The sequence below is a fragment of the Nitrospira defluvii genome, from assembly GCF_905220995.1.
GTDB lineage: Bacteria > Nitrospirota > Nitrospiria > Nitrospirales > Nitrospiraceae > Nitrospira_A > Nitrospira_A defluvii_C.
In genome coordinates this window covers 1-18,178 of the sequence record NZ_CAJNBJ010000007.1, presented here as the reverse complement: position 1 = coordinate 18,178, position 18,178 = coordinate 1, and the positions used below count along the sequence as shown (strand labels likewise).

The window sequence follows — 18,178 nt, the reverse complement described above, 5'->3', positions numbered from 1 at the left end:
ACACATACATGAAATTGTCCGTCCTCTCCATCGAGCGTCCGGTCCTCGCCACCGTTGCGACGCTCTTGCTGATGCTCTTCGGTCTGCTGTCGTACTCACGACTCCCGATCCGTGAGTATCCCGACTTCACCTTCCCCGTGGTTTCCGTGCTGACCGTGTACCAGAGCGCCGACGCCCAACTGGTCGAAACAGACATCACCTCGGTGCTCGAGGATGCGTTGAGCGGCGTCGAGGGACTGCGAACCTTGCGGTCGACCAGTCGAGAGGGCCTCTCCACCATCAGCCTCGAATTTGCCCTCACGCGCAACCTGGATGCCGCCGCCAACGATGTGCGCGACCGCGTGGCCAGAGTGCAATACCTCTTGCCTCAGGGCATCGAACCGCCGCTGGTCATGAAGGAGGACAGCGAATCGGACGGCATCATGTGGCTCGCGGTGATCAGCGACCGCCACAGCGAATTGGACATCACCGACTTCGCCCAACGTCAGCTGAAGGACCGGCTCGCGCCGCTGCCGGGCGTCTCCAGCGTGGTCCTCGACGGGGAACGCCGTTATGCGATGCGGATCTGGCTGGATCCGGATCGGCTCGCCTCCCGGCTCCTGACGGTACAGGACGTCGAGAACGCCCTCCACACACAAAATGTCTCCATGCCGACCGGTCGCATCGAAAGCACCCAACGGGAATTCAGCGTGCGGATGGGGGGCGGGTTGGAGCGCCCGGAGCAGTTCAATCAGTTGATTTTGGCCTATCGTGACGGCTACCCGGTCCGCCTGCAGGACGTGGGGCTCGCCGAAATCGCCGCAGAAGACGAGAGAAAACTGGTGCGCGTCAACGGCAAGCCGGCCATCGGGCTGGGCATCATGAAACAGTCGAAGGCAAATACACTGGAAACCGCTCGGGCCGTCAAACGCACCCTGCCCTCGTTGGAAGCGCTTCTTCCCGAAGGCATGCAACTCGTCACCGCGTTCGACAGCTCGATCTACATTGAGCGATCGCTGCGCGAAGTCTACCAATCCGTCGCGCTCTCCGTGATCCTCGTCGTCCTGGTCGTGTTCCTGTTCCTGCGGAGCGCCCGTGCCACGCTGATTCCCACCGTGGCGATTCCCGGCTCAATCCTAGGCACCTTCGTCCTGATGCAAGCTACCGGCAGTTCGATCAACACGATCACGTTGCTGGGCTTCGTGTTGGCCATCGGACTCGTCGTGGACGACGCGATCGTCGTGGTCGAAAATGTTTACAGGCGCATCGAACAGGGGTTGACGCCCAAGGAAGCCGCCGTCGAAGGGAGCCGGGAAATCGGGTTCGCCGTGATCTCGACCACATTGACGCTCGCGGCAGTCTTCTTTCCGATCATCTTTCTCCCCGGCATTGTCGGCCGGCTGTTTTCGGAGCTCGGCATCGCGGTCGCCGGGTCCGTGCTGCTGTCTGGCTTCATCGCCCTCACCCTCACGCCGGCTATGTGCGCCCGCCTGTTGAGTCGAACCGTCGTGGCCGGCTCGTCGGCAACAGGGTCGGCGTTGGATAGTGCCGCTTGGCTGCAATGGCTCACCGGGCGTTATCGCTCGGCCCTGGAGACGACCTTGACTCGGCCTTCGCTGGTACTGCTCGCGGCCCTTGTCTCCTTGGCTGTGAGCGGCCTGCTCCTCTGGGCCCTCCCGAGCGAACTCGCGCCGCTGGAAGACACGGGCTGGTTCGCCATCCACGTCAACACCCCGGAGGGGTCCACCCTCGACTACACGGACCGTTATACCAAGGACACCGAGACGACGGCCGCGCGCATTCCCGAGATGGATTCCTACTACACCGTCGTCGCGCGGGGCTGGCGCCCCACGCTGGTGACCCGCGCCGTCACCTGGGTCACGCTGAAGGACTGGTCCGATCGCGACCGGTCGCAGCGAAAGATCGTCGACGAGGTAGAACCGGCCCTGTCGGCCATCCCCGGCGCGAGCGTCTTCGCGCTCAACCCTCCGCCCTTCAATCAGGAGGACAGTAAGACGCCGGTCCAACTGGTGGTTCGCGGTCCGACCTATGACGTGCTGGACAAGATCATGACGCAGGTCCGCCATGACACGGTGAACCATCCGGCGTTGGTGAACATCGAGAGCGACCTCGACCTCAACAAGCCCGAGCTGCGAGTCGACATCCGCCGTGACAAAGCGGCAGACCTCGGCATTCCGGTGGAGACCATCGGACGGACCTTGGAGGTGTTCCTCGGTGGACGGAAAGCCTCCATGTTCATGCGTGAAGGGAAGGAATATCCCGTCATCATCCAGATGCGGCCCCAGCATCGCGGCACCAAATCGGACATCGACCGCCTGCACGTTCGCGGGACGCAGGGGGATTTGATCCCTCTCAGCAACCTCGTCTCATTGAGCGAAACCGTCGCCCCCAAACAGCTCAACCACTATCAAAAACTGCGCGCCGCCACGATCAGCGCCGGGGTTGGTCCCGGCTCCACCCTCAGCCATTCGGTGGAGTCATTGGAACAGATCATCCGCACCCATCTCCCCCCCGGTGCCAGCATCAGTTACGCAGGCGAAACCAAAGAGTTCAAGGAGTCGTCCGGCAACCTCCACTTCACTTTTGTGCTGGCCCTGCTGGTCGTCTATCTCATTCTGGCGGCGCAGTTCGAGAGCTTCCGCCATCCGATCACCGTCCTCGTGTCGGTGCCGCCGGCCCTGGCCGGTGCCTTGCTGGCCCTGCTGCTGTTCCGAGGGACGTTGAACATCTACAGCGAAATCGGCTTGATGATCCTGATCGGGCTGGTCACGAAAAACGCCATCCTCATTGTCGAGTTTGCCAATCAACTGCGGCAGGACGGCCGTCCGACCCAGGTGGCCATCGTCGAAGCCGCAGCCCTGCGACTTCGGCCCATCATCATGACGACGATGTCCACCATCCTGGCCGCTCTCCCCTTGGCCTTGGCCGCCGGTGCCGGCGCCGCAGGCCGGTGGCACATCGGCCTCGTCGTCATCAACGGTCTCGTGCTCTCGACGCTCCTCACCCTGTTTCTGGTACCCATGATCTATACGATGTTGACTGAGACCTGGGCGGCTCGACGTGCCGTAACGACCGGACCCGGTCCCGGCACAGTCCTGCCGAGCCCCACGCATTCCGAGGGGTAGGACACAACAGATCCTATTCCAAGAGGCGAGCGCATGAGGAGAGATGATGCGGGATGGCAGCAAAGACGGCCTGCTCAATCCCGTCTGACTCGAGCAGGCACTCTCTATTGAGAGGCGATCGGTTGCGCTCAGCTCCTCGCGGGCTCAATGGCTGCGAGTGCTTCGCCAATGTGCTGATGGGCGTGGATGCTATGGACTGCATCCATATGGTCCCCGTCCACTGTTTCCACCGAGACTGGTCCTGTCGTATGTTCCGACCATACACCGTAACGCGTGAGGATAACGGCGAGCCTAGTTCCACGTCTCTGTACAGTCACCGAATCCGGCCATGAACCAATAGAGTTCTGACCTCAGCTCCCCACATCGGGCTCGACGGTTCGGCTCGATATCCCTTCTCCACGCAGACAAGCCGTTCGATCCTTCAGGGCGCCTCATTGACGCTGTCGGAATACTCGAAAACAGATGCGGCAATTGACAGGCTTTTTAGTATTCGATCGAGCGTGTCATGGACCTGAGGGTCTCCAAGCAGATGCATGTGATCACTGTTCGCAGTATGAATGTCTACACCTCCCGTCGTATAGACAGCCCAATCCACAGGAGCGCCGCCATACCGGTGTAACGTCTCGTCACACCACCAACCCGTGATTGACGCCATGATGGGCGCGCATCGGATCGCTTCCATAACGGCGCGCGTCCCCTGTGTGATCGCACAGCTACGCACGACGACGTCCATGGGGAGATCTTTCGGTACATATCCACGACATGCCGCCCAACGAATGGCATGATTGAGGCGTTGATGTTCCGGCAGTTCCTGTAACTCCTGCTGCAGCCTGTGCAACTCCCCTGCATCCAAGGCGAGGATCTCCCGTTGGTGTTCTTCGGGGAGACACAACAAATACGGACTGAGACTTTCAAGCGCCTCATCATCTTTGGCTCGCATCTGGACATGAGTATCCATGATGCCTAAAAATTCTACGATTCGCCCACATCTTTCCAAAGTCTGAGCAGTCGCAAGGGCAATGACTCCACCTTTTGACCAACCAATCAAATGGAACGCGCCCTCGGGTTGGAATTCAATGAGCATGTCGGCATATTCCTCGGCAAACTCGGTCAACGAGAGGCCCTCGCGCCTTAAATCCCAGAAATCGCTCGTATCAATCCCGAACACGGGCTGCTCGAGAGAAAGTGCAGCCGCCAATGGACGATAGGTCAAGACATGGCTGCCGGAAGGATCAAAACAATACAAAGGGGGACGAGTGCCGGAGGGCCGAATCGGAATCAGCCGTGACGCAGTGGTCGGCCTTTGATGATATCGCTCAATAGCACCTGCGAGTTCAACGATGGTGGGACATTCAAAGATGATCCGTAATGGAAGGTCAGCGTGAAACATCTTTCGAAGTCGTGACATGATTTGAGTCGCGAGCAGAGAATGGCCTCCGAGATCAAAGAAGTTATCAGAACGGCCGGCGCGCGGGCAGCCTAACACCTCCATCCAAATATCGGCCAGCAGGGCTTCCGTCGGCGTTTGGGGGGGACCATACGTCGCGCGTGTATTCCCAGCTTCCGGCGCCGGCAATGACTTCCGGTCGACCTTACCATTCGCTGTCAACGGCAACGCGTCGAGCGACACCACCAGCGCCGGTACCATGTAATCCGGCAGGCGAGCGCGCAGAAAGTCTTGAACCGTTCGGGCATCTGGCGCCAGCCCCCCGGCCACGAGATAGGCAGCCAGGCACGGTTCGGCCTGCTTGTCCTCCCATACGGTAACGACGGCATCCTGAATAGCGGGATGCTCCCGCAGTACCGACTCGATTTCTCCGAGTTCGATCCGGAATCCCCGGAGTTTCACTTGGTGGTCCACTCGGCCTAGAAATTCGATCGAGCCGTCCGGCAGCCACCTGGTTCGATCGCCGGTTCGATAGAGGCGTGATCCTGGTTGAGAGGCATGCGGATTGGGGACGAACCGTTCGGCGGTGCGGTCCGGTTGATTCCAATAGCCACGCGCAACCCCAAGCCCTCCCACATACAGTTCTCCCGCCACGCCGACCGGCACCGGCTGCAATCGCTCGTCGAGGATGTAGGTCTCCATATTGTCGAGAGGGCGACCGATGGGAGCGCTCCGCGCAAGGCGCGGCTCGGCTGAATCGGTCACGGCGGTGGTCGTGGCGCCGACCGTGGTTTCCGTAGGACCATAATGGTTGATGACGCGGCAGGTCGCCTGTTGCCTGACCCGATCGGCCAGATCCCAGGGCAAGGTCTCACCGCCGAAGATGAGATAGGCGCGCGGCCAGACCGCCTCTCCTTCGCTGGTCGCCAACAGAGCCTTGAAATGGGACGGCACGATTTTCAGCACATCGATGGGATGTGTGCTGAGGTATGAGGCAAACGACCGTCCATCGGTTGCGGTTGCATAGTCGATCACATGGAGGCAGCCGCCGGAGGTGAGTGCGGGAAAAATAACCGTGTGGCCCAAATCCGCGCTCAGTGTGGAGACGGTGGCAAACTGCAGCCGTCCGGCCAAGCCCAATCGTCTGGTGACAGCGAACGTATAGTTGGCAAGACTACGATGGGAAACGGCAACCCCTTTCGGCTGGCCGGTCGATCCTGACGTATAGATGACATAGGCGAGTTCGTCCGGCGAGAACGCCAGGTCGAGATCCTCATCCGGTTCGTCTACCACATCCTCAGGAAGATTCAGTATCGCACCATCGAATCGAGGAAGCGGATTTTCCGTGGCTGATCGGGTCAAGAGAATCGTCGCGCCGCTCTGGGCCATCTGCGGAGCCAGTCGCACCGCGGCATGGGCCGGATCGATCGGTACGTAGGCGGCACCGGCTTTCAGGACGCCCAGCATCGCCACGATCATGTCCGCCGAACGATCGATGCAGAGACCGACACGGTCCCCGATGGTCACACCGCGGCGTCTGAGCGCCTGTGCAATCCGATTGGCCTGGCAGTTGAGTGCGTCATAGGACAGGCACTGACTGCCGGCAACCAGGGCCGTGTGCCCGGAATTCTGTTTCGCTTGGGCCTCGATCAGGCTGTGCATCAAAGGCGTGGACTGGCAAGAGTGAGCGGTACGGTTGAGTTCCCGCGTCAGCCTGATCCGTTCCCCTGCCCCGACGATCTCCAACTCATCGATCGCGATGTCGAGCCGATCCGGAAGGCCGCGTAGCAATTCGACGTAGCGATCCGCCAGTACCTCCATCATCTCGCTCGGGATCCGTTCCCGGTCGACGTGCCAGTTCATGGCAAGGCCCGTGGCATCTTCCAAACAAGCCAGGCGCAATTTGAAGGGCTCAGCGCATAGCGACCCCTCCGCCAGCGCGATGAGACCGGCCACCGTCCGGTGAGGCGTAGGGCGACGGCTATACTCAAAGCCGATCGCATCCCTGACCGCCTGCAGTTCTTCGTCCTCCGACCGACCGGCATAATATTGTTGCCAGTCTTCTGCTTGCGCCTGCTGGCGGGACAACAGCGACAGCAGATCTCCAAGCGCCATATTCCCTTCTATCCGGAAAGGAAGCGGAAGCCACCGTTCGAACAGTCCGATCCCCTCGGACAATTCTTCATACGGACGGCCATCGGTTCGCCACCAGCAGGTGACCTCGCGCGACCCGGTCATGCGAGAGAGCAGCGCTGACCAACAGCCATACAACAGTACAGGCAGAGAGACGTGAGCGTCGGCGGCCCGGTCCTGCAACCGCCGGATCGCGGCCGTTGAGAGCGCCCGATGGATCGGCCGCCTCCCGGCATCAGACTCTGTGAGAGAAGGTTCTCGTTCAAACGGCAGGACCACGTGATCAAAACCGGCGCTGCTGCACCGGGACCACCAGGCTCGTCCCTGGACCGCCTCTTCCGCTTCGATCAGCTCATGCTGCCATTCTGAAAACTGTCCATATTGAACCGGGTCGTCCCCTAGATCGCCGAGATCTCCGTCCAGCGCACGGCTCAGTTCGGCCACCATGTTCGACAGCGACTTGGCATCGGCACAGAGACCCGGTATGTCGAGGAGGACCCGCGCATGGGTCTCCGTCCATCGACAGAAGACGGCGCGCACGAGCGGTCCACGTTCCCAATCAGGCGCGTCCCTCCGATGGGCAACCTGCTCCAGCGCTTCTTCGCGTTCGCCGTCCCGGGTGAGATGACGGAGATCGAGCACGTGCCAGTCCACGCCCCCTGCCTCATGGACGACCTGAAACGGCACCTTCATGCCCGGTTGACGGTAAAACGTCGTCCGCAGGCTGTTGTGCCGGGCGATCACCCGTCGAAGCGCCGCCAACACCGCTTCCTCGTCGAATGCGCCGTCCAGCGTGACAACGGCTCGTCCCAGGCTGAGATGCCCCTGCTGCTGCCACAGCCAGAGCCTCTTCTGTTGCGGCGAGAGTCGTAATCCTTCGATCTCGATTTCCTGTTGCATGCCTGCCCCCTACGACGTCATGGAGTGAACGGCGGACTGAGCGATCATGTCGCCCATGGCGACCACGATTTTCCTGGGTCCGACGAAGGGATCTCGGGCATGCGCCACCAGCATATTGTCCAGCATGATAAGGTCCCCCTCCTGCCATGGAAACCGTACCGCTGTCCGCTCGTACAAGGCGCCGATCTCATCGACTACCTCGTCTTCGATCGCTGTGCCGTCACCGTAGTAGACGTTTCGCGGCAGAGAGTCGATACCGAGCATCGACAAGAGGGACTCGCGTACCGCCGGCTCCAAACAGGAGACATGATGTAGCTGGATTTGATTGAAGAACACCGCCTCGCCCGTATCGGAATGCTCGATGATGGCGGGACAGATCTGCTTGGTGCGCAACCCTTCCTTCTCCAACCACTGCCAGACCATGCCGTTCGCGGCGCAGATGGCCTCCACCTCCGCTTTGTCGGTGGTGTGAAAGAAGTCTTGCCAGCTCACATCCACGCCGGGAAGAAAGTTGCGGACATACCTCAGTTGTTTGGCGCGCAACCGTTCCCGCAGATCGGCTCGAAGCCCCTTGAGCATCAGACGCCCGTCCACGATCGGGGTCTGACCGCCTTCCTGCGCGGCCTGGAGGCAGAAGAAGAACTGCTTCTGCGGCCACCGATGCATGTGGGAACTCTCGTTGTGGAAGAGAATAGGCTTGTCCGGCGGATAGGGTGTCGATCCATAGATATGGCGGCCGCTCTTCTCCCGTGGCAGATCGCCATATTCGCCGAACAGATTGGGACAAAAGGCTTGTGCAACGGATTCAAAGTCCTGCACCGTCTTGAGCGCGAACCCGCGGAACAACAATGCGCCCGACTGCAGTAGTTCACGCTGCAATCGGCTGCGATGTTCTCCGACCCATCCCGCCAGATCAACGTCTTCCACCGCCGGAGTATAGATCCAGGGCATCGCATGGCCCTCCAGGAGCGGGCGACCGGTCACCAACGTGCGTTGGGCCAAGGCGATCGGTTTCGGCTTGATCGCCTTGAATCGTTGGAGCCGTTGCTCGGTTCGTTGCTGCTGATCCATGGTCTGCGCCTCCTTTGTCCGTTCATCCTCCCATCCCAACGTGTCGATCCCCCGCTCGGGCGAGAGTCCGATCTGCCGCAACAGTCCCAGTAGACGATCCGTCCATCCGGCTATGGTCTCGAACTCGAACAGGTCGCGGCTGAACTTCCAGAGACCCGCGCAACCGTCCTCCGTTTCCTCCATGAAGAGCCCCACGTCGAATCGTGACACCTCATGTTCGAATTCCAGCGACTCGACATCCACACCGGACAACTGCAGGGACGGAGGCGGCACGTTCTGAAGCACGAACAACACCTGCACCAGCGGATTCCTCCCGAGATCCCGCTGCAACTTGAGCGACTCCACGATTTTTTCGAAGGGCACATCTTGATGCGCATAGGCGCCCAAGGCCGTCTCGCGTACCCGCCCCAAGAGCTGAAGAAAGGAGGGATTCCCGCTGAGATCGGTGCGCAGGGGCAGGAGATTGACGAAGAACCCCACGAGCGATTCGGTCTCGGCACGGTTGCGATTGGCGACATCGGTGCCGACCAGGATGTCGCGCTGTTTGGCCAGTTGAGACAACAAGACGTTGAAGGCAGCCAGCAGCGTCATGAACAAGGTGACGCCTTCCCGCCGGCTGATTCGCCGGAGCGGTTCGAGCAACTCTCCCGGTACGTGGAACGCAATTCGCCCGCCCCGATACGTGTACCGCTCAGGCCGCGAGTGATCGGTCGGAAGCGTCAGCTGCGGCGGCGCCGATCCCAATCGTTGCTTCCAGTACCCGATCTCCCGTTCGAGCACGGGACCCTGGAGCCATTGCCGTTGCCACAAGGCAAAGTCGCGGTACTGGATCGGCAGCGGAGGCAGGAGCGCTGCGGAAGCATCGTTCGACGGGACCTGCTCGCCATCCTGCTCCCGTGCCAACCCGTTGTAGAGGGCCGCGACTTCATGGGTCACCACCGCCAACGACCAGGCGTCTGCCGCAATATGATGCACCGTGACAAGCAGGATGTGCGCGTCGTCGCCCACACGGAGGAGGATCGCGCGGATCGGCAGATCGCGATCCAAGTAGAACGGCCGATGCGCTTGGGAGTCGGCCTGCCGTCGGATGGCGGCCGCACGATCCGATTCCGGCAGGGTCGTGAGGTCTTCGATCGGGATCGAGAAGTGATCGACTTCGAGGATGGCCTGGCGCGGTTCGCCGTCCACCGCAGGGAATGTGGTGCGCAAACTTTCATGGCGACGAATCAGTTCGAGGAAGCTGCGTTCGAGCACCGGATGGTTCAGCGTTCCGCCAAGCCGCAGGGCGAACGGCAGATTGTAGGCGCCGCTTTCGGGATCCATCTGGGTCAGGAACCAGAGCCGCTGCTGCGCAAAGGAGAGCGGCATGTCGTCGGTGGTCGGCGTGCGGACGAGCGGTGGGGCCTGCGCACCGGCTCCTTGTGAGACCGCGTGATCGATGGCCGTCGCGAATGTCTCCACCGTGGGATGATCGAACAACGTACGCAACGGCAGTTCGATCCGAAAGGTGGCGCGCACACGGGACATGACTTGGGTCGCCAACAGCGAATGGCCGCCGAGTTCAAAAAATTGATCCCGTCGCCCGATACGTTCCAGCCCGAGGATGTCGGACCAGATTCCTGCGACGAGATCCTGCGTGGGCGTGACCGCCGGCTCGAAATCGTCGGCCACACGGTCGGCATCCGGTTGGGGCAGCGCCTTGCGGTCGATTTTTCCGTTCGGCGTCAGCGGCAAGGCCGGAAGCACCACAAACGTCGCCGGCACCATATACTCCGGCAGCGTTCGGCGCAGGAACGACCGCAGCCGATCGGCGCTCAACGAAGCCGTTGTCGCCACATAGGCCGCCAACTGCTTGTGTCCCGGTTGCAGATCGGCGACGACGACCACACAGTGCTCCACTCCGGGATGCTGGGCCAGCCGCGCCTCGATCTCGCCCAACTCGATGCGGAATCCCCGGATTTTGACCTGGTGATCCCGTCGCCCCACAAACTCCAAGACCCCGCCGGGCCGGTAGCGCACAAGATCACCGGTCCGGTAGAGCCGGCTGCCCGGCTCGTCCCCAAACGGATCCGGTACAAACACTTCGGCCGTTCGTGCCGGATCGCCAAGATACCCGCGGCCCACGGCCACACCGCCGATACAGAGTTCACCGGCAACCCCGGACGGCATCACCTCCATCCGGCGATCTACGACATATAGCCGTACGCCCGCAATCGGACTGCCGATCGGCATGCTGGTCTCGGATTCTGGGGGCGCTTCACGGATGCAGGCCATGGCCACATCGTCCGAACATTCGGCTGGGCCGTATGCGTTGAGAAGCGGAATCGTCGGATAGCGCGCAAACCACCGGCGGGACAGGGCCGGCGACAGGGCCTCTCCCGTGGGTAGCAACCAGCGTAGGTGTGGCAGCGCGGGCGGGCTTCCATCGAGCAGTCCAGTCAATAACGACGGGACCACCTCCAGCACCGAGACTCGCCGCGTCGAGACCTCCTCCAGTAGCCGTTGCGGATCTCGGACCACCTCATCGGGAATGATCTGCACCCGAGCCCCGCACAGCAGCGGACTCAGAAACTGCCAGACCGAAATATCGAAACATTGCGACGCGGTCTGCGCAACGACGTCCGAGGGACCGAGGTCCAGCGTCGGAATCTTACTGGTCAGGTGGTTCATCATGCCGCGAGTCTCCACCATCGCGCCCTTAGGAGTACCGGTCGATCCCGACGTGAACATGACATAGGCCAGACGCTGTGGGGCCGCCGGCGGCAGCGGGTTGCCGCCTTCGCATGCCTCTGCGAAATCCTCCATCAACACAAGGTTCGGGCCCGCGCCAGCCGGCACCATGGTCGCAACCACCGCAGCCAAGGCCGCGTGGCGGCTCCCGGGGACCAGGGCCTTCACCGGTGCGGTGGAGAGAATCTGGACCAGCCGCTCGGCGGGATGATGAGGATCCAACGGCAGATAGGCGCCACCGGCCTTCAAGACCCCCACGATCATCGATAACAACGCCGGCCCACGGTCATCCAACAGCGCGACGATATGGTCCGCTCCCACGCCCCGTTTGCGCAGCCCCTGGGCAATCCGATTGGCCGCGCGATTGAGTTCCTCGTAGGTCAGGCGCTCGTCACCCTGCTGCACCGCGACGGCCGACGGTGTCCGCTCGACTTGCGCTTCGAACAGCGTGGCAAAGTCCCCTGAGACCGTCTCAGCCTGGTCGCATCGGCTCCAGTCCCTGAGCAGGCGACGGCGCTCGTTTCCCTCGAGCATCGGAAGGTCGCGGATGGCCGCATCGGGGGTCGCCGCGATCGATTCGAGCAATCGCTTGAGATGGTCGAGCATACGCGCCACATCGGCATGCTCGAAGAGGCGCCGGTCGTACGAGAGGCGCACGCCCATCGACTCGCCGGGATATCCGACGACGGTCATGGGATAGTTCGTATGCACCCGGTCCTGATCGTACGAAAGGGACCGATCCTCACGCTCTTCGCCGAGCCGCGCATCTTTGGGCGCGTTCTCGAAGACCAGCAGGCTACGGAACAGCGCCTGCCCCGACGGAACTTCGCTCCACTGCTGGATGCGCACCAACGGCGCATATTCGTACTGTCGGATGCGGTAGTTTTCCGCCAGCAGGTGGCGAAGCCAGGACATCACCGGGAGATCGGGCGAGATGGTGAGACGCAGCGGCAGCGTGTTGATGAAGAGGCCCACAATGTCCTCGACGCCCGGCAGGTCGGTCGGTCGTCCTGCGACGGTCACACCGAACAACACCTCTCGTTCACCGCTATATCGCGACAAGAGAATGGCCCAGGCTCCTTGCAGGAAGGTGTTCGGCGTCACATGATGCTGCTGAGCCAAGGTCCGCAGCCGCTCCGACACGGTCGGCGGCAATTCCATGAACACGTCGCTGACGACGGAACCAATGGACGCGCCCTCGGGATCCAGGTGTTCGATCCCCAGCGGGGTCGGCGTGGTGAAGCCGCTCAACTCCTTCCGCCAGAAACGTTCCGCCGCATCCTGGTCTTGCCGTTGCAGCCAGGCGATGTAGTCACGGTACGGGGCTGGCTTGGGCAAGTTCGGCACCAGACCCTGCACGCAGGCATCGTAGTGGGTGAGGAAGTCCATCATCAGCAGCGAAAAGCACCAGTCGTCGGTGAGGATGTGGTGAAAGCTCCGCACGATCGCGTAGCGATCCGCTCCACGCCGTACGAGACGGATGCGCATGAGCGGAGCCCGGTCGAAATCCAGCCCCTCGTTCAATTCCTGCTCCAGCAGCTCCCGCATCCGAGCTTGCTGCTGATCGTCGTCTATTTCCGACCAATCCACATCCTGAATCACGTCCTCCGCCGGGACCCGTCGATGAACGACCTGGAGCGGAGAGGGCAAGTCCTTCCACATGAAGGAAGTGCGGAGCATCGGGTGTCGATCGATGACGCATTGCCAGGCTCGGCCGAAGGCATCCCGATCCAACCGTCCTTCCCAGGCATAAAACTGCTGCATGAGATAGATGCCGGACCCGGGATTCAATAAGGTATGGAACAGCATGCCTTCCTGCATCGGCGACAAGGGGTAACAATCTTCGATCTCCCCCCAGTCCTCGCGCAGCCCTGCCAACTCCGCCGGCGCCAATCCCGTCAGCGGGAAGACCGGCAGGGTCGGCGCGGCGCCCTCCCGAGTTGCGCTCGCCTGAGTATGATTGGCTTCCACGATCGTGGGCTCTCGGCTGGTGTCTCCCGTGTGAGACTGATCGGCTTCAGCCGGCGCCGTCTGTTTCACCAACGCCACGCTTGCCGCGCTCGCTACGGTTTGATGTTCGAACAATTGCTTGGGCGTGAGTGTCACCCCCCCACGGTTCGCGCGTGCGATGACTTGTAGCGTACGGATCGAGTCGCCACCCAACGCGAAGAAATTGTCATGTACGCCGACCCGATCGACCTGCAACACGGTCTGCCAGATTTCCGCCAGGATCTCCTCGGTCCTGTTCCTGGGGGCCACGTAGCCGGGCAAGGCGGTCGCGTCCTGCCGTCCGGGATCTGGAAGAGCGGCCCGGTCGAGCTTGCCGTTAGGGGTCAAAGGAAAGGCGTCCAGACGCACAACGTGCTGCGGCACCATGTAATCCGGAAGGCGCAGCGCGAGCCTGGTGCGCATGCCGGCCGTATCTAATGTCGAGGCACCCGTCACATAGGCAACGAGCTGTTGGGTGCCGTCGGTTTGCTCGCGCACAATCGCAACCGCATCGGAGACATCGGGCTCACGCCGCAGTTCAGTTTCGACGTCGCCAAGTTCGATACGGAACCCGCGAATCTTCACCTGATAGTCGACGCGCCCCAAAAACTCCATGGTCCCGTCAGGCCGCCGTCTGGCGCGGTCGCCCGTTCGATACAGCCTGGCTCCCGCGCGGCCACTGAAGGGATCGGGAATGAATCGCTCTGCCGTCGCCTCCGGTCGGTTGAGATACCCGCGCGTCACTTGTGGTCCGCCGATATAGAGTTCTCCCGGCACACCGACCGGGACGAGTTGACCGTCGCCGTCAAGGACATAGGCCTGGACGGAGGAGAAGGGACGGCCGATCGGAACGGCCGTCTCGATGTGGTCGGCTGAATCCCCGAGCACGTGAACCGACACGCCGATCGTCGTCTCGGTCGGACCATAGTGGTTGACGATGGTGCAGGCTGGTGCCAACCGGCGAATCTGGCGGACGAAGTCGTACCGCAGCGCTTCGCCCCCGAGGATGAGACACCGGGTGGGCAACACCTGCTCGGGATGGGTTGCATGGAGAAGTCCTCGCAGATGGCTCGGGACGATTTTGAGGACTTCCACCTGGCGCTCATGCATGGCAGCGGCCATCGCGTCCGGATCGAAACCGTCCTCCGTCGGGAACAGATGGAGTGTGCGCCCGGAACAGAGCGCGCCGAAGAGGGCGGTGTTGCCGAGGTCGGCGGCCACAGTCGAGACCGCGGCCATGCTGGTCCCGGCTGCCACAGGCGCGAGTCCGAGGATCGCTTGTACGTATGCCGCAACCTGCCGATGTTCCACCGCCACACCCTTGGGGCTACCGGTGGAGCCCGAGGTATAGATCACATACGCCAGGTTCCTCGGGGAGACACCAGCCGGGAATGGCTCGTCACTGCATGTGGCGATGTCCTCCGCGTGGCGATCCAACAGAATCAGACGCGCGGCGCCATCGTCGACACCCCTCGATTGGTCGCTTCGGGTAATGATCAGGCGCGCCTGGCTGTCGGTGACCATCGTCGCCAGCCGCTCACGGGGATAGGTCGGATCCAGCGGCACATAGGCACAGCCGGCTTTCAATATCGCGAGGAGGCCTACGACCAAATCCAATGAACGATCCAGACACAGGCACACTCGCTCCTCCTGCTTCACCCCCTGCGTACGGAGGTATCGCGCCAACCGGATTGCCCGACGGTCAAGCTCTCGATAGGTCACCCGCTCGGTCTTGGTCACGACCGCAGTCGTTTCTGGTTGTGCCTCCACCTGAGCGGCGATCAGGTCATGGATACAAGCCTCCTCCGGCCAGCCGGATTCGGGCATGTCGTTCCACTCCACGAGCTGCCGTTGCTCCCCCTGCGTCGTCATGGCCATGTTGCCGAGCGACGCATCTGGTGCCTCGACCATCGCGAACAGAAGCCGTTTCAGATGGCCCAGCATGTGTGTGATCGCCGCATGCGCAAAGCGTCGGTGGGCATAACAGACGATGAGGCACAGTTCACGGCCCGGCTCCACCATGAGCGACATCGGATAGTTGTTCCGTCCCTGCGTCAGGGTATACGCACCGCCCGATCGCGCAGCCAACGGCTCGATGACCACGGACGGCGGAGCCCCATCGTCCTCGGGCTCGGGATAACTTTCAAAGACCATGAGGCTCTCGAACAGGGGCGTCCCGTTGGGAACGTCGCTCCACCGTTGGATGTGGCTCAGCGGAGTCCATTCGTATTGTCGCAATGCGGCATTCTGATCCTGCAGGCCGCGCAGCCAATCCGTCAGCTTCTGGTCCGGCCGAATCGCAACACGCACCGGCAGACTGTTGATGAAGAGTCCGACCATTTCGTCCGCACCGGCCAATTCCGGCGTCCGCCCCGACACGGTCGCCCCGAATAACAGGTCTCTCGCGCCGCTGTAGCGATGCAGCAAGAGAGCCCAGGCTCCTTGGAGGACCGTATTGACGGTGACCTTGCTCCGTTTGGCAAAGGCCTGCAGCGCCTCAGTCTGCTCCGATGAGAACCGGAGGATTTGTTCCGCGAACGGCAGGGACTCGGGAGATGACCCCTGCGACGGTGTCTCGATCGGTATCGGCGTGGGCCGATCGAATCCGGCCAACATCCCACGCCAGTAGGTTTCGGCCTGCGCCAGATCCTGGCGATGGACCCAGGAGATGTAGTCGCGGTAGGGCCGGGGCGTTCGAAGCGGAGGATGCTCTCGCTGTGCCAGGGCTTCATACGCCAGCACCACGTCACGGAGCAGGATCGCCATGCTCCACCCATCCAGGAGGATGTGGTGGTGGCTGTTGATCAAGATCCAGTCACGCTCGCCCCTGCGGATCAGATGCAGTCGCATGAGCGGTGGCCGCAGCAAATCGAGGCCGGCGGCGCGATCACGTTCAAGCAGCGACGAGAGCCGCGCTTGGTGCTCCTCCTCCGGAACCCCACGCCAGTCATGCCGCTCGATCGGGAGGCGCACCTGCCGACGGACGACCTGCAACGGCTTCTCCACGCCTTCCCACACGAACGCCGTGCGCAGCACCGCATGGCGCTCCACCGCCGACTGCCAGGCCTGCTCGAACGCGTCGAGACGCAAGTCTCCGGAAAGGCGATAGGCATACTGATAAAAGTACGGATCGTCCGCCGCATCGGCCAAACAGTGAAACAGCAGTCCCTGCTGCAGCGGGGACAGATAGTACATGGCTTCGATCTGTGGTTTATCGCGCATGGCTCCGTTCCATGGTCTCTAGAATGTTGTCGAGGGCATCTTGATCGATCTGTACGTCGGGAAAATCCGACGGGGTATACCCACCTGCGTCCGCCGCGCAACAATGCGCGATCAATTCGCAAAGGCATCGACGGTATGACGCCGCGAGCATCTCGACCGTCGCCCGCATGAATCGCGCACCGCTGTAGGTCCACATCATCGTGAGGCGACCATCCGTCACATCCGCGTTGATCGCGAGCTCGTACGGCATACGGTTCGAAGCACCATGCTCACGCCCGGTGGGTTCAGACGCCAATCCGAACAGACCCTGTTCGGGACCGCCCCGGTCGAGTTGGCCCAGATAGTTGAAGCAGACCTGCGGGGCGGTTTGATGTCGGAGACGTTCGCCCTGCGGCGTATGGGCGAGATACCGCAACAGACCGTATCCCACCCCGCCCGATGGGATGGCACGCACTTGCTCCTTGATGCCTTTCACGATGTCGGCGGTCGAGCCGTCCGGACGTCGCAAGAGAAGCGGAAACATGCTGGTGAACCAGCCGACCGTTCGGGACAAATCGGTGCCCGGAACGACCGACTCCCGGCCGTGGCCTTCGAGGTCCAGCAGGAGGCGATCCTCACCCGTCCACTGGTGAAACGCCTGGACCAAGGCCGTCAACAGGAGATCGTTCACCTGGGTCTTGTAGGCCGCCGGCGCCTGCCGCAACAACGCCTCTGTCTCCTCCCGGCTGAACGAGAGGTGACAGGTCTCCGCGGAAGCCTCGGTTCGTGCTCCCGCCGGGTCATCGAGTGGTATCGACAAGTCCCCGGGCTGGTCCTGCTCGTTCCAGAAAGCCGCCTCCCTCGACAGGGCCCCGGACTTCGCCAGGGCCTGTGCCGCTTCGGTCCACTGTTTGATCGAGGTGGTCTTAGACGGGAAGGCAGTCTGGTGTTCCTCCCCGGCCAGATAGGCCCGCTCAAGGTCTTCCAGCACAATGCGCCACGACACCCCGTCGACGACGAGATGGTGCGCGATCAACAGGAGCCTGCTTGGACGCTCCGGCCCCAGATCGAACAGAATCGCTCGAAACAGCGGACCCCGCTCCAGATGCAGGCTTTGCTGGTACCGTTCGGCCTCGCCGGCGATAGCCTCTGTTGACGCTTCGTCGGACATCTCGCGAAGGTCGATGCACGTGAAGAGTTCTTCGGATGGGACCGCCGCCTCGATCCGCGCCATCGGGCCATTCGAGAGATCGATGCGTATGCGCAGTGCATCGTGCCGCTCCAGCAGCAGGCCAAGCGCCCTCGCCAACCTCGCCCGATCCGGTTGTCCGGAGATCGTCACCATGAGCGATTGATTCCAGTGATGGAGCTCGGACAATTGCTGCTCGAACCACCACAGTTGAGCCGGCGTCATCGGCAGGGGTCCCGACACGAGTCCCTGCTCCGCATGGATCACCGGCGCCGCGACCGACTCCCGAATCACGACCGCCGCAAGCGCTTCGATCGTTTGTTGCTGAAACAGCTGCCGAGGCGTCAATAAGAGGCCGACGTCCTTGGCCTGGGCAATCACCTGGAGCCCGAGAATCGAATCCCCGCCGAGTTCGAAGAAGTTGTCGTGGCGGCCGACCTGCGCGAGACCGAG

The 18,178-nt window shown here is 62.1% G+C and carries 4 protein-coding genes; 1 reads left to right on the top strand and 3 read right to left on the bottom strand.

Translation table 11 applies throughout. From position 1 onward, the window contains the following. Nucleotides 1-8 precede the first annotated feature (8 nt). Nucleotides 9-3,125 (top strand): efflux RND transporter permease subunit, encoded by a 3,117-nt coding sequence (locus KJA79_RS10695; protein ID WP_213042036.1) that lies wholly within the window; start codon nt 9-11, stop codon nt 3,123-3,125. 421 nt (nt 3,126-3,546) lie between these two features. Here the strand turns inward: KJA79_RS10695 and KJA79_RS10690 are convergent, their stop codons facing one another. The 3 genes from KJA79_RS10690 to KJA79_RS10680 all read right to left on the bottom strand — a co-directional run. Continuing rightward, nucleotides 3,547-7,545: a non-ribosomal peptide synthetase gene (locus KJA79_RS10690; RefSeq protein WP_213042035.1), complete on the bottom strand. Its 3,999-nt coding sequence runs from the start codon at nt 7,543-7,545 to the stop codon at nt 3,547-3,549. Nucleotides 7,546-7,554: 9 nt separating this feature from the next. After that, nucleotides 7,555-16,557, bottom strand: coding sequence for a non-ribosomal peptide synthetase (locus KJA79_RS10685; protein WP_213042034.1), 9,003 nt, complete (start codon nt 16,555-16,557; stop codon nt 7,555-7,557). After that, nucleotides 16,547-18,178, bottom strand: a 1,632-nt coding sequence (locus KJA79_RS10680) for a condensation domain-containing protein (RefSeq protein WP_246507582.1), incomplete at its 5' end; no start/stop codon positions are given. The genes KJA79_RS10685 and KJA79_RS10680, both read right to left, overlap by 11 nt.

What these genes read in the sequence shown, in the direction of transcription:
- KJA79_RS10695 (WP_213042036.1), top strand. Translation starts at nt 9, where the DNA reads ATGAAATTGTCCGTCCTCTCCATCGAGCGTCCGGTCCTCGCCACCGTT.
- KJA79_RS10690 (WP_213042035.1), bottom strand. Translation starts at nt 7,545, where the DNA reads ATGCAACAGGAAATCGAGATCGAAGGATTACGACTCTCGCCGCAACAG.
- KJA79_RS10685 (WP_213042034.1), bottom strand. Translation starts at nt 16,557, where the DNA reads ATGCGCGATAAACCACAGATCGAAGCCATGTACTATCTGTCCCCGCTG.